Below are 20,038 nucleotides of genomic sequence, written 5' to 3' on the forward strand. Positions count from 1 at the left end.
GCCCGGCAGGCCCGGCAGGCCCGGCAGGCCCGGGGCGGGTGCGGGCGGTTCGGGACCCGCGGGTGCGGGACCGGCGCCGGGCCCGCGCTGTTCACGGGCGGGTACGCGAGCCGTTCACGGGCGGGTACGCGAGCCGGACGGTGCCGGTGTCCCGATGGGGCTGCGGGGCGGCGGGTCGGAGTCCCGAGGGGCGCCGGAGCCGGAGGGCGAGTGGGCGGCGGCGACCGGGCCGGCGGCCGTGGTGGGGCCGGAGGCGGCGCCGGGAGGGGTGGGGGCCGGTATGGGGTGGTGGCGGATCGACGCCGACGCGCTGGCCGGGAGCCGGTTCGTGGTGTCCGCGCTCGCCGAGACCACGGCCGCGCTCATGGCCCTGGAGCGGCGGACCGCCGCGCATCCGGGCGACCGGGCCTGGCTCGCCGACCGGCTGCCGCACTACCGGGCCCGCCTGGCGGCCGATCCGCTCGACGCCGCACTCGTACGGGCGGCCCTCGGCCGGGTGTGGAACGCGGGCTTCCTGACCCCGCCGCCCGACGGCCGCCCCTTCGCGGAGGAGCTGGCGGTGGTGCGGGCGACCCCGGACGCCGTGGTCCGTACGGATCTGCGTGCCGCGTCCGGGCTGCCCGGGTCCCTCGCCCGGGTCCGGGGGCTCGGGCCGCGCGCCGCCGAGGTGCTGGAGTGGGTGTGGACCGAGGCCGTGCTCCCGGACTGGGAGCGGCGGCGCCGGGTCGCCGAGGCCGACGTGCTGCTGCGCACGCGGGAGTTGAGCCTGGGCGGGTGGTCGGCGGCGCTGTCCGGGATGCGGCCGGGAATGGCCTGGCTCGGCGGGGGCCGCCTGCGGATCAACCTCCAGCAGCGGCCGCCGCGCGACCTGGCGGGCAGCGCCGGGCTGGTGTTCGTCCCCGTGACGCCGGGGCACGGATGGGTGTCGTGGGCCGGCCCGGGACGGCACGCCCTGGTGTACCCGTGCGCGGGGCAGCTGGCCCAGCCGGCCGCCGGCGCCCCGCAGGCGCTGGTCCGGCTGCTGGGGCCCGTACGGGCGCGGGTGCTGGTGCTGCTGGAGAGCCCGAAGTCCACAACGCAGCTGGTGGCGCTGACCGGGCTCAGCCTGGGGGCGGTGGGCGGGCAGCTGAAGGTGCTGCTCGGGGCCGGGCTGATCCTGCGCCGCCGTACCGGCCGCACCGTGCTGTACAGCCGGGTGGCGGCCGGAGACGTGCTGGTGTCGGCGGCGACCGGCCCCGAGTAGGGTGACCCAGGTTTACCGGAGGTAACCCACCAGTGTCGCGAAGGAGTAGCCATGCCCGGCTGGAACGCCACGCACATCCCGGATCAGAGCGGCCGCACCGCGGTCGTGACCGGCGCCAACAGCGGGATCGGCTACGCCGCCTCCCGTGAGCTCGCCCGGCGCGGGGCCGTCGTGGTGCTGGCCTGCCGGAGCGCCGCCCGGGGCCGCGCGGCCGTGATCCGGTTGCGGAACGAAGTCCCGGCCGCCGAGGTGGAGTTCGCCGAGCTGGATCTCGCGGACCTCTCCTCCGTACGGCAGTTCGCGAAGTGGTACGGGCAACGCCACGGGACCCTCGACCTGTTGGTCAACAACGCGGGCGTGATGGCGCTGCCCTACGGGCGGACCGTAGACGGCTTCGAGACGCAGTTCGGCGTCAACCACCTGGGGCACTTCGCCCTGACCGGCCTGCTCCTGCCGAGGATGCGCGCCGCCGAACCCGGCGCCCGGATCGTGAACGTCTCCAGCGGCTTCCACGCGCTCGGCGACATCGACCTCGCCGACCTCGGCAGCGAGCACGGCTACCGCCGCTGGGTGGCCTACGGCCGCTCCAAGACCGCGAACCTCCTCTTCACCCACGAGCTGTCCCGGCGCTTCACCGACGCCGGCGAGACGATCGTCGCGGCCTCCGCCCACCCCGGATACGCCTCCACCAACCTCCACGCCGGCGCGGCGAAGGAGGAGGGCCCCACCTTCAGCTCCCGTGTGGTGGCCATCGGCAACGCCGTCGTCGCCCAGCCCGCGGCCTCGGGCGCCCTCCCCACCCTCTACGCCGCCACCGCCCCCGGTGTCCGCCCGGACGACTTCATCGGCCCGCGCTTCGGCTGGCGGGGTGCACCAGTGCGTTCCTGGCGGGCGAAGTGGACCCTGGACGACACAACGGGCGAACGGCTCTGGGCCGCCTCCGAGAAGCTGACCGGCGTCTCGTACGCGTCCCTGCCGCGCTGACGCGCGGGGGCGAACTTCTGCCACCCGCAGGTCACTTCCGGCAGGGGAGCGGACCGGACGGCACCGGACGACGCGGACTCGACCGACAAGATCCGAAAGAGGCGGCCCGAACATGCCGTCCGGGCGGGTTGGTGACGCGGTCGGCGGAGGTGACCGGGGTCGCTTGCGTACCGGGCGGGCGCCCCGACGTGAGTCCGTCCGCCCCCGGGGCGCCTCAAGGCGCCCCGGGCGGGACCTGACCGGCGCGCCACGGTCCCCGGAGACTCGGCGGCATGGACGACGACGTTTCGGACAACCACCCAGACGCCCACGGTCACGCCGTGGTCCGCGAACGCGGCTCGGCTCCGTCCTGGTCGGGGCGGAGCGAGCGCCAGATCAGGTCGGGGAGCAGGCGCGTGACCTCGGCGAGGTCGATCTCGTAGGTGCTGGAGAGCCAGCGGCGCGCGACCTCGGTGACCGGTCCCATGACGAGGACCTCGATCACGGGCGCCGGAAGGGCGGCGATCTCGCCGCGCTCCACGCGCACGCGGAGCCAGTCCGTGATGGCCGCGAACTTCGCCGCCTTGGCCGCGCCGATCTCCTCGGCGTGGGCCACCAGGTAGCCGGAGTAGGCGGACGCGTGCAGGAACAGTGCGATGTCCCGGTTCTCGCGGGTGAAGCGCAGGTAGGAAGCGACCCAGGTTCGGATGCCGGTGCGGGCGGTCCGGCAGCGGGTCAGCGAGGCGACCATGTCGTCGCACAACTGGTCCATGCACCGGATGTAGAGGGCGGCGGCGAGGCCGTCGAAGCTCCCGAAGTGGTGGTAGAGGCTGCCGAGACTGACTCCGCTCGCCGCGACGATGGCGTTCACCGTGAACCCCTGCTGGCCGGACTCCGCGTAGACCCTCAGTGCGGTGGTCAGCAGCAGATCGACGGTGGCTTCACCGCGTTGTTGCTTAGGAGACATGGCGGAGAGCCTAGCAACCCATTCAACTAGAGGAAGATTCTAGAAACAGGCTCTGTTTCTTGGCTTGGCGATGGGTGTAAGGCCGCTGATCGGGGCGGAGTTGACGGACACCGTCCGGACCGGTCGTCAGAGGCCGCCCAGGCCGGGAGGCGGCATTCCCCTTCCGTCGCTTCGAGGGGGGCCGCCTCTGTGCGGCGGACGTGCTGCCGGCCCTGGCCGTTTCGTACCGGGCCAGGACCAGCAGTTCTCGAGGTCGCCCTCGTCGCTCCGCCCTCAGCAGGCCGGCACCGAGGACTGGTTGGTCACGAACGACGAGTGCACGTAGGCCCAGACCGGGGCGGATCCTCCGGAGTAGTTGACGTAGGCCCTGAACCACCGGTTGCTGGAGTAGTTCCCGGTCGCCCATCCCGCGTCCTTGTAGCAGGAGACCCAGGACGCCTGCCCGTTCGGGTTGCGCCAGCCATCCGACGTCACCCAGCCGATGAAGGACCACGACTCCGCGTAGGGCGCTGAGCGGGCTGCGGATCCGGCCTGGACGGTCATCGTCGGATAGCCGGCCGCGTGCGCGGCCGGTGCGATCGTGAGCATGGCGCCGGTCATCAGGAAGAAGGCGGCGGCGGCTAGGCTCATGCGCTTCAGCAGAACTGTCATGCCTCACCCTTTCGGTCTGGCAGCGGGCTTGAGCCGCGTGCCGGAAACCTCACCGTAGGGAGGCTGTGGCGCTGCTATGGCGATGGCTTCTGATCAGAGCGGCAGCGGGTAGGCGGAGACGATGCCCTCTCCGTAGGGCTCCACGATCACGCGGATCGCCAGCCCTTGGTGGTGTCCGTCGACGCGGAAACGGGCCGGGATGGCCCACTCCACGTCCGGGAGGCGATGCCACGGGTTGAACAGCGTCCCGGGCTTGCCGCTGTAGTCGTCGTCCCCGCGGCTCCACCGTGAAGAGGGGTCGGCGGCCACCGCCTGAGCGGCCCCGAAGATCTTCTCGTCGGCCCAGTTCTCGGGGAACAGGCTTTTTCCGAGCTGCCTGGCCGCAGCTCTGTCGGAATGAAGCTCCGCGATGTGATCCATGCGGAAAGGCGAGAGGTAGCTGCCCGCTTTCCGTAGTTCAGCGCTGATCTCGAGCCCGTCCTCCCCTGACACCGCGATGTCCTCCCAGCCTCCGTACCTCCCGGGCAGAGCCTCTCTGCCGCCCTGTTCGTGGCCGTAGACGTTCCTGGGGCGGTACGGCTCCGGCTCGGTCGTCATCGGGTCTCCTGGAAGGCGGTAAAGGGGGCGGGGGAGGACTATAGGGTGACGCAATGGAGGCGGGCGGCGGCAGTGGGCATCCGCAGGACCCGGAGTCGGAGCGGGTCGCTGAGGCCGGAAAGCGCTTACGCGCCCTGCTGGCCGGGCGTCGCGCGTACCGGGCTCGCTGGCTGGCCCATACACAGCGCCGGCGAGGGGATGACGTCAGCTACTCCGGGATCGCCCAGGTCGTCGCCCTGTACCTGTGGGAAAGCGGTCTGCGCGCCGACACCGACCAAGCCTTGCCCAGGAAGCTGCGTGACCGCGTGCGGCAGGCGTTGCTCGGGCGGCAGCTCACTCACGAGACGATCGCCTGGATCGCCGAATCCTTCGAATTCACGTCCGAGGACGTCGCGGAGGTCTGGGATGCCTTCTCGGGCCACAGCGCTGTCGACCTGGGCGGGAACGGTGTGTCATTCACCTTGCGCGGCGCGCCGGTTGCGCTTGTCCGACCGCAGGGTCACCGCACGACGGCCCTGTTCTCGCGCTACTACGTGTCGGCCGACCGTGCCTTGCGGCGCATAGAGACCAGTCACGTCCTCGCCGCTGTCAACGACGGCCTCGAAGGCTTTGCCTACAGTCCCCGCGACACGGTGATCGGCGTCGAATCGGTGGTCGGCGGGACCTTCATCGGATTCCGCCCCAGCAGTCCGGGCTACGTCGGGGCGGAATTCCGGCTGGACCGGCGCCTCTCGGCGGGTGAGCACTCGTCATTGCAGTACACGACGCTCCACCGGCCGGCATCCGACCCTTGCGTCCACGTCCGCAGGGCGGCGCGCAAACGCATCGACAATGTCGACATGCGGGTGGTGTTCGAAGCAGCCCGGCCCAGAACCGCATGGTGGTGCGTGTGGGACGCCTACAGCGGGTCCGAGCCGGTCCGTGCGATCGGCATCGATGTCTCACCCGAAGGGGAACTGCACCAGTTCTTCCCCTACCTGGAGCAGACGGTCGTCGGCTTTCAATGGCGTTGGTGACACTGCGGCACCCTGACGGCCGCCTGGTAGGACGCGGCGGTCTTGTCGTAGCGAGTCGCGATGCCCCGTTCCTGCCCGAGTCCTGGCACGGCCCGGATACGGCCGACCTCCGCAGCGCTCGAAGCAGGCGACCGCCTGCCGGATCCCACAGGACGGGCACCACCAGCCGAAAGGGCGGCTCGCGCTGGACGTGCTCGACGCACTCGCCGGGGTCGGGCTGCGGCCCGCCGCGCTGAGATCGCGCTTCGTGCTGCTGCGGGTCCGTCTCGCCGGGCGACGCCCGAAACCCGCTGCCGACGGAACGATCCCGCTGACCTGGCTGATCGCACAGTGGCCCGCCCGAAGGAGAAGCGGAGCCGGTGAAGTGCCGGCTCCCGAACCTGCCCGCCGGCATCCCGGCGAAGGACCTCATCAGGCTCGCGAAGTCCCGCCGGCGGATCGGACACGACTACCGCGAACTGAGAACGGCCCTGGGCCCGGACCATTTCGAGGACCGCTCCTTCGCCACCTGGACCGGCACCTGCCCCACCTGCCGACCACCGGCCCCCTGGCAGCCCTACGACACCATCCCCTGACAAAGCACCACCAACTAGGCCTTGGCGGAGCGTTCGTACAGGGCGCGGGCGTCGTCGCCGAAGCGGATGCTGTACGAGGTCTCCTCGTCGCCGCCCCCGTCCCGTCCGCCGATCACCCCGACCAGGGTGCGGCCGTCGGTCAGGACGGGGCCGCCGCTCGTGCCGTTGGGGACGTCCGCGCAGTCCAGGCGCAGCTGCGTCGGACCGGCCGCGACGGCGGTGGTCCGGCAGTCGACCGGCGCCTCGGAGTCGTTCGGGTATCCCACGAGCCGGGTGGGCGCGGGCAGTTCGGTCCCGAACCCGATCGTCTCGGCGCCCGTGATGTCCTCCAGCCGCTGCTCCGGATAGCCCGGCCGGCGCAGGTGGACGAAGGCGAGGTCGTGGTCGGGGTCCTGGTCCTCGGCCCAGCGCGGATCCACGTCGATCCGGGTGGGTACCCAGACCCCGTACGGTGCCGCGCCGTCCCGGTAGCCCGGCGCGAAGGCCAGGTTCGTCCGGAAGCCGCCGCCGTACACGCAGTGGGCGGCGGTGGCGATCAGGTCGCCGCCGGGGGAGTGGACCACGACCGCCGAGCAGTGGTGGTCGGGGTCGGTGTCGTCGCCGGGGGAGAACAGTGCCCCGATCGAGGGCGAGGCGGGTACGGGCCGGGCTTCCAGGGGGGCGGAGGGCTGCCAGCCGCCGGACCGCCACCGCTCCGGTGCGGCGCCGGCGGAGGTCTTGGCGTCCGGCCCGGGTTCCGGGCTGCCCTGGGTGACCGACTCCAGGACGGCGAAGGCCGTCCGGTCGGCGCGCTCCGGGTCCTGCTGGTAGGAGCCCTCCGCCGGGTTGCCGTCCGCGCGGTGGGCCGCGATGCCGCGCAGCTCCCACACGTACCAGCCGCCCGCGAGGACCAGCGTGACGAGGACGGCGGCGAGCGCGGTGGCGCGCAGGCCCCGCCCGCGGAACTCGTTCGACATGTGTGGCACTCCCGCGCGTTCACCCGTCCGATTCTTTTCCGCACCGTTCGATGGGGGTACGGCCGCGCCGGTTCCGGGGGAGCGGCGTGTCCGTCGTCACAGCCGCCCGGCGCGTCCCCTTCCGTCCCCGTCCCGTCCCCGTCCCCGGGCCAAGACCCTCGCGCACTCCCTCGGCCTGCCGCTCTACGGCGTCCACCACCTCGCCGGCCACGTCGCCGCCGACCCCCTGGAGCACGGTCCGCTGCCCGAGCCCTGCATGGTGCTGATCGTCTCCGGCGGCCACATTTCGGTGCTGCTCGTACGCGATCTCGTGCGCGAGCCGATCCTGTACCTCGGGGACACCCTGGACGACGCCGCCGGGGAGTGCTTCGACAAGGTCGCCCGGGTGCTCGGCCTGCCCTACCCCGGCGGCCCGGCCATCGACCGCGCCGCCCGCGGCGGCGATCCCCAGGCCGTCTCCTTCCCCCGCCCGCTGGGCGGAGGGGTACCGGCTGCGCGGCGAGGAGCCGCCGGTCGCCGACGGCGCGGCCTCGATCCAGGATGCGGTGGCCGACGTCCTCACCCGCAAGGCGGTCGCGGCCTGCACGGCCCACGGGGTCAGGACCCTCGTGGTGGTCGGCGGCGTCGCAGCCAACTCCCGGGTCCGGGACCTCCAACGGGGCGATGATCGCCGCCATCGGCGACCTCCTGGTACGGGCGGGCGCCGAACCCGGACCGCTGGAGATGACCAACGATCCCTCCGCCCCCTTGGAGTACGCCGCGCTGACCCCGGTCGCGAGCCCGCCCGGCAGGCCGGCCCGCCCGGGGGGCCGCTGAGCGGCGCACGGTCCGTTTCCGGTCGCTGCCGCCTTCGTTGACCAGCCGGGTGTGATCCCCCGGCCCCGGCCCCGGCTACGGTGCCCGTGCCCGTGCCCGTGGCCGCGACTGCGACTGCGACCGCGACTGCGGCTACGGGTTCCCGCCCGCCCGCCCCTCGATGCAAGGAGGCCCGTATGAGCAGGACCGAAGACGGAGTCAAGACCGTGCCGCTCACCAGGGAGGTCTACGACTACCTGGTCGCCCAGGCCGAACCGCCGACGCCCGTCCAGCGGGAGCTGGTGGAGCGCACCCGCGCCCTCGGCGGCCCGGCGCGGATGCAGGTCTCCCACGAACAGGCCGTGCTCCTCACGCTGCTGGCCCGGCTCACCGGGGCCCGGCGGATCGTGGAGGTCGGCACGTTCACGGGCTACTCGACGCTCGCGCTCGCCGCGGGCCTGTCACCCGGCGGCACCGTCATCGCCTGCGACGTCTCCGAGGAGTGGACGGCGATCGCCCGCGAGGCCTGGAAGGCCGCCGGGGTCGAGGACCGTATCGACCTGCGGATCGCCCCCGCCCTGGAGACCCTCGCCGCGCTCCCCGCCGAACCCGTCATCGACCTGGTCTTCCTGGACGCCGACAAGCCAGGCTACCGGGCCTACTGGGAGCAGCTCGTCCCTCGCGTGCGCCCCGGCGGGCTGCTCCTCGCCGACAACGTCCTGTACGGCGGGGAGGCCGCCCGCGCCGACGCCGAGGGCAACGCCCTGGCCATCCGGGAGTTCAACGCCCATGTGCGCGCCGACGACCGGGTGGAGTCCGTACTGCTGCCGATCGCCGACGGCCTGACCATGGCCCGCAAGCGCTGAACCCGCCGTTCCCGGTCCCCCGTTCCCCGCGCGGCGCTAAGGTGCCGGGCGGGGGACGATCGTACGAGGGGGGCGGACGGCGATGCGTTTTCTCTTTGTCCACGGCACGGGCGTGCGGCGCGAACGGCACGACACGCTGTTCACGCTGGTACGGGAGCGGCTGACGGCCCGCTTTCCCGGCGCGGCCGTCGACTCCTGCTACTGGGGCGACCGGTTCGGCGCCACCCTCGGCGCCGGAGGCCGCTCCGTACCCGGACTGCGCCCGCGCCCCGGAACCGGCCCGGACGTCCTGGCCGTCCCCGACGCCCCGTACCCGGGTGCTCCGGGCCCCGGTGCTCAGGGCGCCGACCTCCCGCACCCCGACCTCCCGCACCCCGGGATCCTCCACCCCGACCTCCTGACCGACCCGGTGGACGCCGAGACCGCCGAGTGGGCGCTGCTCGTCGCGGACCCGCTGTGTGAGCTGCGCGTCCTCGCCGAGACGGGCTGGGAGACCGGGCTCGGCTGGGACACCGAGCCGGGCGACGGGGACGACGGCTTCGCGATGCCCGGCGTACAGGCCGCCGGTGCCCGGGTGCTCGCCCTGCTGGACGGGTTACCGGCCCGCCCGGGCGACGGGGACGAGCTCGGGCTCCTGCTCCGCGACACCGGACTGACCGACGGCTACCCCGCCGCCCTGGAGACCACCGCCCGCTCCGCCGAGGCCCGCCGGGCCGGGGAACGGGCCGCGGAGGAACCGCAGGCCCGCGAACTGGCCACCGCCCTCGCCCGCGCCGTCACCGCCGCGGCCCTCGCCGCCGCCGGAGCCGAGGCCTACTGCACCGGCGCCGAACGCGACCGCGTGGTCGAGCTGCTCACCAACCGCCTCGGCGGCGACGCCCGGGTGCCCGGCGCCCGCGCCGCCGCCGTCCTCGGCCGGCTCGCGCTGCGCGTCACCACTCAGCCGCTGCTCAACGCCTGGCGCGGCTCCCTCACCGTCGGCGCCACCCCGGCGCTCGGCGACGTCCTGCGCTACCAGGCCCGCGGCCGCGACCTGCGCGCGTTCCTGCACGCCGAGATCGCCGCCGTGCCCGGACCGGTCGTCCTCATCGGGCACAGCCTGGGCGGGATCGCCCTCGTCGACCTCCTCGCCCTCGCCGCCGCCCGCGGCGAACCCGTCCCCGGTGCCGAACTGCTCGTCACCGTCGGCTCGCAGGCCCCGTTCCTGCACGAACTCGGCGCACTGACCGCGCTGGCCCCCGGCGCGAAGCTCCCGTACGGCTTCCCCCGCTGGCTCAACGTCTACGACCGCCAGGACGTCCTCTCCTACCTGGCCGGACCCGTCTTCCCCGGCGACACCCGCGTCACCGACCACGAGATCACCAGCCGGCAGCCCTTCCCCGCCTGCCACAGCGCCTACTGGAAGCAGAACTCCCTCTACGAGCGCATCGAACAGGCGGTGGCCGAGGCGGAGATCGGGTGAGCCGGTCCGAACCCGTGCGGCCCGCCCGGTTCCCCCCGGCCCTCGGCCCGCAGCGCACCTTCGCGCTCGTCGCGGGCGTCGAGCGCTACGAGATCAGCCACCGGTGGAACCTGCGCGGCCCGGCCCGCGACGCCCTGCGGTTCGCCCGCTGGCTCACAGGCCCCGGCCAGGTGCCGCCCGGCAACGTCCGGCTGCTGCTGTCCTCGCTCGACGACCCGGACGACCTGGACTGGTCGGACTCCCCGGCCATGGCCGCGCTGAAGGCCGCCCACCGCCCGGCGACCGAGGACAACGCGAAGTCGGCGCTCCTGGACGAACTCCCGCAGTGCGACGGCGACTTGCTCTGGATCTTCTGGGCCGGCCACGGCTACCTCGGACCGCGTCACGAGCTGATCCTGCCCTGCGCCGACGCCCGCCCCGGCCAGATCCGCCACCTCAACCTCGACTCGGCGCTGCGCTGGTGGCACACCGATATGGTCAAGCACCGGCGTTTCCCGCTCCAGGCCGCGCTCGTCGACTCCTGCCGGGTCGACGCGCCCCGCGACACCCGGTGGAACTTCGGCACCACCGACTACGGCGGCGGCAACTCCGTCCCCGGCCGCAGGCAGTTCCGGCTGTACGCCTCCCGCGAGGGCGAGGCCGCCCAGAACGACGCCGAGCGCGGCGCCGGCCGCTTCACCGAGGCCCTCCTGGGCGAGCTCGGACAGCGCACCGTCCAGGAGGGCGTCACCGGGCTGGCCGGCGCCGCCCGCTCGATCCACCGCACCTTCCAGGACCTGCGCGAGCGCGGCGAGGGCTGGCAGCTGCCGCAGTTCATCGTCGACCGGGACTGGGAGGCCTGCTCCTTCCTCGACTTCCCCGACTTCTCCGGTTCCCCCGGCTTCTCCGGCTTGGGGGAAACCGGAGCGTCCGCCCCGTCCGCCGCGTCCCGGGCGCCCCGCCTCGACCAGCAGGCCTGGGACGGGCTCGGTGAACTCTTCGAGGGCCGCGACCTGCCGCGCAGCGCCCACGACGCGTACGCCTGGGCGTTCACGGCGGCCGGCTGCGCGCCCCCCGTGCACGCCGGTTTGCCGGCGGAGAGCCTGCTGGAGGTGGTCCAGGACCTCGACGAACGCCAGGGCGGCCGCACCGGGATGCCCCTGGCCGTGCCCTTCGTACGCTTCCTCGCCGACCGGGCCGGCGCCGGCGACCCGGCGTGGGCGGTCCGGCTGCGGGAGTGGGTGCGCGCCACCCGGGAGCGGCTCGCCCTCCCCGCGCTGGCCCCGCCGCCGCCCCCGCCGCGCAGATCCGCCCTGCACGTCCGGCTGGAGGCCCCGCCGGGCGGCGGGGACGGGTACCTGGCCCGGATGTGGCTGCGGGGCGAACGGACCGAGCACATCTGGGAGTCGGAGGACGCCCCGGTCGGGCTGGACGCCGTACGGGAGGAACTCGTACGCCGCCTCGTCCTGATCGGCGGGGCACGCGCCGACGGGGCACGTACGGACGGGGCGCGCGCCGACGGTCCGCCGGGAGGCGGCGGCGAGGCCGCTGCGCCGCCTCCCGGCGCCCTGGACCGGATCGAGTTCCACGTCCCGTACGAGCTGCTGGACGCCGACTTCGACCAGTGGCCGGTCCCGCGCGGCCCGGCCGGCCGGCGCCGCGCGCTCGGCGTGCTCTACCAGGTTGTGGTGCGCTGCCCGCAGGAGCGCACCGACACCCGCGCCGAGTGGCACGCCAAGTGGCGCTGGCTGTACGGCCGTGGGGGCCGCCACCCCGACGCCGTACGCGTGGTGGAGGACACCGACGTCACCGACGCGCTCGGGATGGACCTCGGGGCGGGCCCGGCACCCGCCTGCGTCCTCGCGCACACCGCGGCCGCCCCGGACGCCGGGCTGCTCGAAGCCGTCCTCGAGGGCGGCGTCCCGGTCGCCGTGTGGCGGCGCGGCGGCGGCCTCCCCGCGCCCCCGCTGCTGGACCTGCTCGCACCGGCCGGCCCGGACGGCCGCCCGGACCCCGGCGCACTCGACGTCCTCGCGCTGCCCGCACGGGTGCGGGAGGTGCGCCGGGCAGCCGCCGGCGCGGCCGCGGGCTCCCCGCGCTCCCCCCAACCCGACGCGGGGGGAGACCGGTTGGTGCTCTTGTGGGACGATCCCGACGACATGCCGGGCCTCCGTTCCCTGGCCTGAACCGACGACCGACCGACGGCGGTACCGACGATGGAGGCAGAGGCAGTGGTGAAGGACTGGTGGCTGTACCACGGGACCGGAGCGGGCGCCGACCGGCGCAACCGCCTGGAGGCCGGATCCCCGCCGCCCTGGCGGGACTTCACCGGGATCCCCGACCCGGGGTACGCGCCCCCCGGCTGCGGGGGACCGGCCTGGGAACGGACCCGACGGCGCGGGGAGGGGTACGTACCCGACGAACCGGAGAAGGACGTGGTCAACACGGCCCTGCACCTGCGCAGGCCGCTGCTGATCACCGGGAAGCCCGGAGTGGGCAAGTCCACCCTCGCCTACAGCATCGCCTCGGACCTCGACCTGGGGCCCGTACTCCACTGGCCCATCACCAGCCGCACCGTGCTGCGCGACGGGCTGTACCTGTACGACGCCATCGGACGCCTCCAGGAAGCCGGCCTGGAGCAGCTCCGCACCCCCGGAGCGGCGGCCGGAGCACCGGCCGGAGCGGCGGCAGCGGCGGCAGCGCCGGCGGGAGCCGCGGCCGGAGCAGCCGCGGCGGGCCTCCCGGAGCCGACCGGTCGGCCGGCGGGGACCCCCGCCGGCGCCCCCTCGATCTCCCGCTACCTACGCCTCGGGCCGCTCGGCACCGCCCTGCTGCCGCAGGACCGCCCGCGGGTCCTGCTCGTCGACGAGATCGACAAGAGCGACATCGACCTGCCCGGCGACCTCCTCACCGTCTTCGAGGACGGCGGCTTCACCATCCCCGAACTCGCCCGCCTCGCCCAGGAGGACCCCACCGTCGCCATCGGCACCGACGACGACCCCGACGCCGCCGTACGGATCACCCAAGGCCGCGTCCAGTGCCGGTACTTCCCCATCGTCGTCCTCACCAGCAACGGCGAACGCGACTTCCCGCCCGCCTTCCTGCGCCGCTGCGTCCGCCTCCACCTGGAACCGCCGGGACCCGAGAAACTCGCCCGCATCGTGCGCCGCCGGCTCGGCGTCGACATCGAGGCGAACGAGGAGTACCGGGAACTGGTGCACAGCTTCATCGAGCGCGGCGAGGACGGGGACCTCGCCACCGACCAGCTCCTGAACGCCATCCAGCTCCGGCTCTGTGGCGCCTGGTCGGCCCCCGGCGACCGCGACCGCTTCCTCGCCACCGTGATGCAGCACCTGACCGGGCCCCCGGCGTGATCGAGAGGCTCCTCGCCGCCTTCGCCGACGGCGCCGGGGACAACGGCCCGAACCCCGGCGCCGGGGCCGAGGAGATCGCCGACATCCTCTGGCTCGCGGCCCGGATCGACGGCGGCGGCCCGCCGCCCGCCGCTCCCGCCGGCGGCACGCGGCGCGAACAACCCCCCTTCGGACAGCCGCCGTTGTCCGGGACCGGCCCGGAATCCGGCGGGCCCGCGCCCGGCGAGCCGGCCGTCCGGCTGTACCCCGCCGTCGCCCGAGCCGACCGGGGGAAACCGGCCGGCTCCGGCGGCGGACGGCGCGGATCGCCCCTGCGGCTGCCCCGCACCGCATCCCTCGACGACCCGCTCGCCCTGATGCGGTCCCTGCGCCCCGTCGGCCGGCGCTCCATCGGGGGACCCGGCGAGGAACTCGACGAACAGCTCACCGTCGAGCGCAGCATCGAGCGGATGGTGCCCAGCCCGGTGCTGCGGCCCGCCGAGAGCCGCTGGCTGGACCTGGCGCTGATCGTCGACACGCACCACTCGATGCTGCTCTGGGCCGACCTCGTGGACGAGCTCCGCCGGGTGCTCACCCGCAGCGGGGTCTTCCGCGACGTACGCACCTGGCACCTGACGGGCACCGGCTCCGGCGCCACCCCGATGGTCGCCCGCGTCCGGGGCGGGCCGCCCCGCAACCCCCTCGAACTCTCCGACCCGGCAGGCCGCCGGCTGATCCTCGTCCTCTCCGACACCGTCGCGGCCGGCTGGCGGCAGGCCCCGCTGCAGGGCGTGCTCCGGCACTGGAGCGCCCACAACGCCGTGGCCGTGCTGAACGTCCTGCCCGAACGGCTCTGGACGCGCGGCGCCGTCCAGCCCGTCCCGTTCGCCGTCCGCGCCGACCGGCCCGCGGCCGCCACCCGCTCCTGGCAGCGGGTGCCCGCCGTGCGCCGCGCCCGCGCCGGGCGGCGCGGCGGGGGCGCGGCCGCGGTCCCCGTGGTCCCGGTGGTCGGCCTGGCCCCGGGGAGCCTGGGCCGGCTGGTGCGGGTGGTCTCCGGGGACGGGCGCTGGCGGCGCGTGGCCTGCCTGCGCCTGGACGCGCCGCCGGGAACCACCGGGGCACAGCCGCCGCCCGGAGACCCGCCCACCGGCCTGGAGGCGGTGGAGAACTTCCGGGCGAGCGCCTCCCCGACCGCGCAGCGCCTCGCCGCCCACCTGGCCGCCGTACCGCTGACCCTGCCCGTGATGACCCTCGTACGGCGCTCCTTGCTGCGCGAGGCGCAGCACGGGCACCTGGCGGAGGTCGCCCTCGGCGGGCTGTTCGCTCCCTGGGGGAACGAACAGGACGCCGCCGAGGTGGAGTTCGAGTTCCTGCCCGGCGTACGGGAGGCCCTGCTCGGCGCGCAGCTGCGTGGGGACGTGGCCGCCGTACGGGAGCTGGTGCGCCGCCGGGTCTGGGAGTTCATGTCCCGCAACCGGGGGACCGGCCCGGACTTCTCCGCCACCCGGGTCACCACGGGGCGCGAGGGCCGCCGCGGGGTGGCGGAGGGAGCGCTGCCCTTCGCGGCGCAACCACCGCAGCCACCACAACCACCGCAGCCACCGCAGCCACCGCAGGCGACGCTGCCGGGGGCGGGAACACGGGAGCAGCCGCCCGGACCGGCACCGGAAGCCGGGCTCGGCGAGCGGCTCGTACGGGTCCGGTTCGAGCCGCTGCGGGGTGAGGCCCAGGAGGTCGGCACGCTGCTGACGCCCCGGCTGGTCCTGACGGTCGGGGACGCCCGGCTCGGGCCGGGCGCCGTCGGCTGGGTACGCGCCGGGGACCGGGAGGCGCTCTGTCACGCCGTGTGGTGCGACGAGGGCTCACCCCGGGTCTTCCTGCTGTTGGCCGACCGGGACCTGCTGGCCGCCGACCGGGACCTGTCCGACGCCGGGACCTGGCCGGGGCCGCCGACCTGGGAGGCTCCGCCGGACCGGTCGGCGGGGGCCGGCGGGCCCGGGGGCCGGGTCCGCGTCGACGGCTCCACCGACCAGGGGGACCCGGTCGCGCTGACCGGCGAGGCGGCCTTGCCGGACGGCGCCCGGAACGGGGAGCTCGTACGGCTCTCCGCCGAGCCGGAGAGCTGGACGCACTACCGCGGGGGCCCGGTCTCGCACGCCGGGCGCCTGCTCGGCGTGGTCCACGGGGTCTGGCCGGACCGCATGGTCTACCTGTCCGGCCACGCGCTGCTGGAGGACCCGGACTTCCGCGCCGTCCTCGACGCGCACTGCCGGACGCCCGCGCCCGCCGGGGAACCGGGGACCGCGCTGCACCTGGCGGTGAGCGTCGATGTCGAGGGGGACACGGCGGGCCGCGCGGCGGGCCCGCCGGTCGCCGCGGCACTGCGGGAGGTCCTGCGGCGCACCGGGACCGCCGGGCAGGTGATCGAGACCTCCGCCACGGACCTGCTGGTCGTCGTGGACGCGCCGGGCGCGCTGGGCAAGGCGGGCCGGGTGCTGGGGGAGCTGCCGTCGATGGTGCGCGAGGTTGACGAGGCCCACCGTTCGTGGAGGACGCTGCTCGCCGTGGCCGTGAGCGGCGGCGAGGCCGGCTTCGAGGAGGCGGGGTTCAGCGGGACGGCCGTGGCGGCGGCCGCCCGGCGGATGCGCGGCTCCCGGCCACCGGGGTACGGACCCTTCCTGGCCGTGTCCCCGCCCCTCCACGAGGAGCTCGACCGGCTCCTCGGGCCCACCGTGCCGCCCCGGCTCCCGGGGCCGGGAGACGGGCCGGAGGGCTGGCTGTGGACGGGCGACTGCGCCGAGCTCGGGCAGGCGATGACCGAGGCCGACGAGATCCGCGGCAGCGGCGGCGCGGACTGGCCCGTGTGCGGATTCCGCATCCCGGACGGGGACGGCCCGGACGGGGACCGCCCGGACGGCGGCCGGCGCGCGTGCGCCGGCATCCGGCTGCCCGGGGGCCCGGGCTGCCTGGCCCACGCTGCGGCGCCCGTACGGGAGTCCTACCTCCGGGGGCTGCGGCCCGGCGCGCCCGTGGACCTGCGGGGCACGCCCTTCGAGGGCGGCCTGCTGCGGCGGGTGCTGGACGCGCTGCGGGACCCGGGGACGGGACGCGTCACGCCGGGACCCTGCTCCTTCGATCACGCGCACTTCGAGGACGACTGGAGCACGGCGGGGGCCCGTTTCGCGGGCCGCGTCTCCTTCGCGCGCGCCGTGTTCGCGGGTGGCGCGCGGTTCGAGGACGCCGTCTTCGACGGTCCGGCCGTCTTCGACGGCGCCGTGTTCCGCGCCGGCGCCACCTTCGACCGGAGCCGGTTCGCGCGGCGCGCCGCGTTCCGCCGTACGGTCTTCGGCGGCCCGGCCGGCTTCGCGGACGCCGCGTTCCTGGACGAGGCCTCCTTCGCGCGGGCGGTGCTGGAGGCCTCGGCGGACCTGAACGGCCTGCGGGTGGCCGGCCGGGCCGACTTCTTCCGTACGGTCTTCCGCGGCCCGGCCGGCCTCGGCGGGGCCGTCTTCACCGGCCCGGCCGTGTTCTCGTACGCGGTGTGGGAGCGCGGACTCGCCTCTGCCGGGACGGTGTTCGGGCAGCCGGCGGCCTTCGACCACGCGGTGTTCCGCGGCCGGGTCCGCCTCGACGGCGTACGGTTCCCGCCGGGCACGGACGCGGCCCGCGACGTCACCGCCCTCCCGGGCACCTGGACGTCGGCCCGCCACCCGGACGGCACCTGGGACCTCCACCTGACGGAAGCGGAGACGGAGACGGAAGTGGAGACGGAGACGGAGACGGACGCGGAGGCCGAGACCCCGGAACCGGAGCGGCAGTGAGCGCCGGGGCGCCCGGTGAACCGGGCGTCAGCGCGGCCACGTGTAGCAGGACGAGCCCGAACGGGTGGAGTCGGCCCACCCGTTGCCCGTGTGGGTGTCGTCGTAGACGTCGATCGCCACCTCGGTGCTGCCGCCGGCGATCCAGCTGCCGTCGAGCGGGAGGTCGCCGTACGGGATCCACCTGCCCGTCGCCCCGGCGCACTGCTGCGTGGAGGCGACGGAGTCGACCACTCTGTCGCCCTGCCAGGCCACGATGTTGCACCTGCCGCACTCGCGGGCGGCGACGTAGAGCCGGACCGACGTCAGCGTGACCGACCGGTTGTGCCAGGTGATCCCACCGGTCGCCTCGGCCCCGACGGCGCCCGCCCCGTTGCCGTGGACGGACGCGGCGGCGAAGCTGCGCGGGGCCGCCCCGGCCGCCGGGATCGTCCCGAGGAGGCAGGCCGCGACCGCGCCCGCCGTGATGCCTGCCCGTAGTAGCCGTCTTACCGGCATGGTCTCTTTCTCGCCTCGCGGTACAACCCGTCGTCGCCGAAGGGAAGTTCCGTCCCCACCTACGCGCCCGAGCGCGAGGGCTCCAGGGGGCGCGGTGCCGGGTGGGGGGCCGCCGCCGCGAGGTCGGCTTCCAGGGCGTCCAGGGCGCGGCGGGCCGTCGCGATGCGCTCCCGGACACCCGCGTCCGCCGCGGCGGTGCCTTCCGGCGGCGCGGCGCGGTGGGCCTCCGCCTCCATCTCCCGGGCCTCGTCGAGGGAGTTGAGGACCACACCGATCAGGACGTTCACCAGGACGAAGGAGGCGAGCAGGGCGTAGGAGGCGTAGTAGATGATGCTGAACCGGGAGATCTGCAGGCCCGCGCGGACCGCGTCGGTGAGGCCGTCGAGCGTGGTGAGCAGGAACAGCGTGAGGGCGGCGCGGCCGACGGAGCCGAAGTGCCCGGGGTCCGCGCGGGCGAAGCAGACCCAGCCGACCATCGCGTACAGGTACAGCACCAGCGCCCCGACGAACAGGAAGCTGGCGGTGCCGGGCAGGCTGCGGCCGACGGCGACCAGCAGGATCCGCAGGTGGGGCAGGAAGCGGGCGGAGCGCAGGACGCGGGCGAGGCGCAGCAGCCGCAGCAGGGTGGTGTTCTCGCGGACGAGCGGGACGAAGGCGCAGCCCACGACCACCAGGTCGAAGAGGTTCCAGGGGTCGCGGAAGAATGCTTTCGGCCGGTCCGCGTGCGCGCCCAGGCGCAGCAGCATCTCCAGGGTGAACACGGTCAGGCAGGCGTCCTCGGCCGAGCGCAGCAGCTGCCGGTACTCCCCGGCGAGCCCGCTGTAGGTCTCCGCGCCCATCAGGGCCGCGTTCAGCAGGATCACGCAGAAGACGACGAGCCCGAAGGCCGGTGCCTCCGTGGCCACGCGGCACCGGGCCGCCAGCTTCATCCGGCCGCGTCCGGCCGGCTTCGGGTCTGCCATCTCGCTCCTCGTGCTCGTCGTCACCGCTGGTCGGCGCCCTGCGGGCCGCGCGGTCCGACGGTCTAACGCTCCACACCCGATCGGGTTTCACTCCGGAGCGCGCTCCGGAGCGCCGTCGCACGCGCCCGCGCGCCCGGGGCGAGGGGTGGGGTACTCGCCAAGTCCGCTGCGTGAACAGTCGGTTGATGCGCCGGGTGGGCCAGTCCGGTGGCACCTATGCTCCGTCCGTATGCATGTGTGGTCGTACGCCTGTGTGGCGGTACGTCCGCACTCCCGTGCGCCCGAACTCCTCGCGAACCGTAAGGGGACCGCCCTGTGAGCGTCCGTATCCAGCCCTCCTCCCAGGTCGACGAGACGGCCGAGCTGGGCGAGGGCACCACCGTCTGGGATCTGGCGCAGATACGGGAGGAGGCCCGGCTCGGACGCGGGTGCATCGTGGGACGCGGGGCGTACGTGGGGCCGGGCGTGCGGATCGGCGACCACGTGAAGCTCCAGAACTACGCGCTCGTGTACGAGCCCGCCGTGCTCGGCGACGGGGTCTTCATCGGCCCCGCGGCGGTGCTCACCAACGACTTCTACCCGCGCGCGGTCGAGCCCGACGGCCGTCTCAAGCGCGGCGACGACTGGGAGTCCGCCGGGGTCGTGGTCGCCGACGGAGCCTCGCTCGGCGCCCGTTCGGTGTGTGTGGCGGGGGTGCGCGTCGGGCGCTGGGCGCTGGTCGCGGCCGGCGCGGTGGTGTCCCGGGACGTACCGGACTTCGCGCTCGTCGCGGGGGTGCCGGCGCGGCGGATCGGCTGGGTGGGGAGGGCCGGCGTCCGCCTAGTGGAACAGGCGGACGAGCCGGGCGTATGGGTCTGTCCGCGCACCGGCGCCCTGCACGACGAGAAGGGCGGCGAGCTCGCTGAACGGGCCTGACGGAACGTCGATGATTTAGGCCATCGGCATTTCCTCAAAACCACAATCAACGAACATCCTTGGGCATACCTTGTCCCTGTACACGGGACCTGAGCAGGCAACAGCCGCTGCTCGGTGGGGGGTTGTACACGACGAGGGCATCGCGAGCAGCGGCGTGCCGGCGCGGATCTCCGTGCCTGCCGACGCCGCCGGTCGCGCCTGCCCCAGTCCGCGGGCATCGCTGGGGGGATCCAGACGGCAGCCGTCGGACGGCTCGTGCCATCGGTGGGACACCACCGCCCGGCACGGGCGCCGTCACGCGCAATCCCCTCCGCGGAACGACGACCGCCAGGTCCGTCCGAGGAGCGATCAGAGGGGGTAGGTGTGTTGGAGCGCAACGGCTCGGACATACGGGGAGCGCGCAGTACGCGGGGAGCCGGGGT

Annotated in this window: 15 protein-coding genes and 2 pseudogenes; 11 read left to right on the forward strand and 6 right to left on the reverse strand. The window is 74.7% G+C overall.

What is annotated here, in order from left to right; translation table 11 throughout:
- Window positions 1-280: 280 nt before the first annotated feature.
- Together OTB16_RS12325 and OTB16_RS12330 are read left to right on the forward strand one after the other, a co-directional pair.
- On the forward strand, window positions 281-1,243 hold the full coding sequence (locus OTB16_RS12325; RefSeq protein ID WP_267720152.1) for a winged helix-turn-helix domain-containing protein: 963 nt from the start codon (window positions 281-283) through the stop codon (window positions 1,241-1,243).
- 51 nt (window positions 1,244-1,294) lie between these two features.
- Entirely contained in the window at window positions 1,295-2,227 is a 933-nt protein-coding gene (locus OTB16_RS12330; protein WP_267720153.1) for an oxidoreductase, read from the forward strand.
- A gap of 313 nt (window positions 2,228-2,540) precedes the next feature.
- On the opposite strand, the gene OTB16_RS12335 is transcribed toward OTB16_RS12330, so the two are convergent.
- From OTB16_RS12335 to OTB16_RS12345, 3 genes are all read right to left on the reverse strand, one after another.
- Window positions 2,541-3,173, reverse strand: a complete 633-nt coding sequence (locus tag OTB16_RS12335; protein ID WP_267720154.1) for a TetR/AcrR family transcriptional regulator — start codon at window positions 3,171-3,173, stop codon at window positions 2,541-2,543.
- A 273-nt stretch (window positions 3,174-3,446) separates the two neighbouring features.
- Complete coding sequence (locus tag OTB16_RS12340; protein WP_267720155.1) at window positions 3,447-3,824, reverse strand: hypothetical protein; 378 nt, start codon at window positions 3,822-3,824, stop codon at window positions 3,447-3,449.
- 93 nt (window positions 3,825-3,917) lie between these two features.
- A complete protein-coding gene (locus tag OTB16_RS12345) occupies window positions 3,918-4,421 on the reverse strand; it encodes an EndoU domain-containing protein (RefSeq protein WP_267720156.1) in 504 nt (167 codons plus the stop codon).
- 53 nt (window positions 4,422-4,474) lie between these two features.
- On the opposite strand from OTB16_RS12345, the gene OTB16_RS12350 reads away from it, so the two are divergent.
- Together OTB16_RS12350 and OTB16_RS39520 are read left to right on the forward strand one after the other, a co-directional pair.
- The gene (locus OTB16_RS12350) at window positions 4,475-5,437 is read left to right on the forward strand and encodes a hypothetical protein (RefSeq protein ID WP_267720158.1); all 963 of its coding nucleotides are present in this window, start codon (window positions 4,475-4,477) and stop codon (window positions 5,435-5,437) included.
- A gap of 232 nt (window positions 5,438-5,669) precedes the next feature.
- Window positions 5,670-5,949, forward strand: a pseudogene (locus OTB16_RS39520) (IS701 family transposase); the annotation flags it as partial.
- Window positions 5,950-6,026: 77 nt separating this feature from the next.
- Here the strand turns inward: OTB16_RS39520 and OTB16_RS12360 are convergent.
- Window positions 6,027-6,968: a trypsin-like serine peptidase gene (locus OTB16_RS12360; protein ID WP_267720160.1), complete on the reverse strand. Its 942-nt coding sequence runs from the start codon at window positions 6,966-6,968 to the stop codon at window positions 6,027-6,029.
- 148 nt (window positions 6,969-7,116) lie between these two features.
- Between OTB16_RS12360 and OTB16_RS12365 the strand changes: the two are divergent.
- The 6 genes and pseudogenes from OTB16_RS12365 to OTB16_RS12390 form a co-directional block, all read left to right on the forward strand.
- Window positions 7,117-7,784: pseudogene (locus OTB16_RS12365) on the forward strand (tRNA (adenosine(37)-N6)-threonylcarbamoyltransferase complex transferase subunit TsaD); the annotation flags it as partial.
- A gap of 176 nt (window positions 7,785-7,960) precedes the next feature.
- Window positions 7,961-8,629: an O-methyltransferase gene (locus OTB16_RS12370; protein ID WP_267720161.1), complete on the forward strand. Its 669-nt coding sequence runs from the start codon at window positions 7,961-7,963 to the stop codon at window positions 8,627-8,629.
- A gap of 82 nt (window positions 8,630-8,711) precedes the next feature.
- The gene (locus OTB16_RS12375; protein WP_267720162.1) at window positions 8,712-10,091 is read left to right on the forward strand and encodes an alpha/beta fold hydrolase; all 1,380 of its coding nucleotides are present in this window, start codon (window positions 8,712-8,714) and stop codon (window positions 10,089-10,091) included.
- Window positions 10,088-12,256, forward strand: a complete 2,169-nt coding sequence (locus OTB16_RS12380; RefSeq protein ID WP_267720163.1) for a VMAP-C domain-containing protein — start codon at window positions 10,088-10,090, stop codon at window positions 12,254-12,256. The genes OTB16_RS12375 and OTB16_RS12380 overlap by 4 nt, the downstream gene beginning before the upstream one ends.
- 30 nt (window positions 12,257-12,286) lie before the next feature.
- Complete coding sequence (locus OTB16_RS12385; RefSeq protein WP_267720164.1) at window positions 12,287-13,444, forward strand: AAA family ATPase; 1,158 nt, start codon at window positions 12,287-12,289, stop codon at window positions 13,442-13,444.
- Window positions 13,441-17,244 carry a pentapeptide repeat-containing protein gene (locus OTB16_RS12390; RefSeq protein ID WP_267720165.1) on the forward strand — a complete coding sequence of 1,268 codons (3,804 nt, stop codon included), beginning with the start codon at window positions 13,441-13,443 and terminating at the stop codon, window positions 17,242-17,244. The genes OTB16_RS12385 and OTB16_RS12390 overlap by 4 nt, the downstream gene beginning before the upstream one ends.
- Before the next feature lie 27 nt (window positions 17,245-17,271).
- On the opposite strand, the gene OTB16_RS12395 is transcribed toward OTB16_RS12390, so the two are convergent.
- Both OTB16_RS12395 and OTB16_RS12400 read right to left on the reverse strand, forming a co-directional pair.
- On the reverse strand, window positions 17,272-17,739 hold the full coding sequence (locus OTB16_RS12395; protein ID WP_267720166.1) for a hypothetical protein: 468 nt from the start codon (window positions 17,737-17,739) through the stop codon (window positions 17,272-17,274).
- A 59-nt stretch (window positions 17,740-17,798) separates the two neighbouring features.
- Window positions 17,799-18,701 carry an ion transporter gene (locus OTB16_RS12400; protein WP_267720167.1) on the reverse strand — a complete coding sequence of 301 codons (903 nt, stop codon included), beginning with the start codon at window positions 18,699-18,701 and terminating at the stop codon, window positions 17,799-17,801.
- A 315-nt stretch (window positions 18,702-19,016) separates the two neighbouring features.
- Here OTB16_RS12400 and OTB16_RS12405 point away from each other — a divergent pair, with 315 nt between their 5' ends.
- Window positions 19,017-19,616 carry an acyltransferase gene (locus OTB16_RS12405; RefSeq protein ID WP_267720168.1) on the forward strand — a complete coding sequence of 200 codons (600 nt, stop codon included), beginning with the start codon at window positions 19,017-19,019 and terminating at the stop codon, window positions 19,614-19,616.
- Window positions 19,617-20,038: the final 422 nt, after the last annotated feature.

The sequence above is a fragment of the Streptomyces antarcticus genome (assembly GCF_026627255.1).
Lineage (GTDB): Bacteria > Actinomycetota > Actinomycetes > Streptomycetales > Streptomycetaceae > Streptomyces > Streptomyces antarcticus.

Excerpts from the sequence above, each read along its gene's own strand:
- OTB16_RS12340 (WP_267720155.1), bottom strand. The coding sequence starts at position 3,824 with ATGACAGTTCTGCTGAAGCGCATGAGCCTAGCCGCCGCCGCCTTCTTC.
- OTB16_RS12385 (WP_267720164.1), top strand. The coding sequence starts at position 12,287 with ATGGAGGCAGAGGCAGTGGTGAAGGACTGGTGGCTGTACCACGGGACC.
- OTB16_RS12360 (WP_267720160.1), bottom strand. The coding sequence starts at position 6,968 with ATGTCGAACGAGTTCCGCGGGCGGGGCCTGCGCGCCACCGCGCTCGCC.
- OTB16_RS12375 (WP_267720162.1), top strand. The coding sequence starts at position 8,712 with ATGCGTTTTCTCTTTGTCCACGGCACGGGCGTGCGGCGCGAACGGCAC.
- OTB16_RS12395 (WP_267720166.1), bottom strand. The coding sequence starts at position 17,739 with ATGCCGGTAAGACGGCTACTACGGGCAGGCATCACGGCGGGCGCGGTC.
- OTB16_RS12330 (WP_267720153.1), top strand. The coding sequence starts at position 1,295 with ATGCCCGGCTGGAACGCCACGCACATCCCGGATCAGAGCGGCCGCACC.
- OTB16_RS12370 (WP_267720161.1), top strand. The coding sequence starts at position 7,961 with ATGAGCAGGACCGAAGACGGAGTCAAGACCGTGCCGCTCACCAGGGAG.
- OTB16_RS12335 (WP_267720154.1), bottom strand. The coding sequence starts at position 3,173 with ATGTCTCCTAAGCAACAACGCGGTGAAGCCACCGTCGATCTGCTGCTG.
- OTB16_RS12325 (WP_267720152.1), top strand. The coding sequence starts at position 281 with ATGGGGTGGTGGCGGATCGACGCCGACGCGCTGGCCGGGAGCCGGTTC.
- OTB16_RS12350 (WP_267720158.1), top strand. The coding sequence starts at position 4,475 with ATGGAGGCGGGCGGCGGCAGTGGGCATCCGCAGGACCCGGAGTCGGAG.
- OTB16_RS12345 (WP_267720156.1), bottom strand. The coding sequence starts at position 4,421 with ATGACGACCGAGCCGGAGCCGTACCGCCCCAGGAACGTCTACGGCCAC.
- OTB16_RS12400 (WP_267720167.1), bottom strand. The coding sequence starts at position 18,701 with ATGGCAGACCCGAAGCCGGCCGGACGCGGCCGGATGAAGCTGGCGGCC.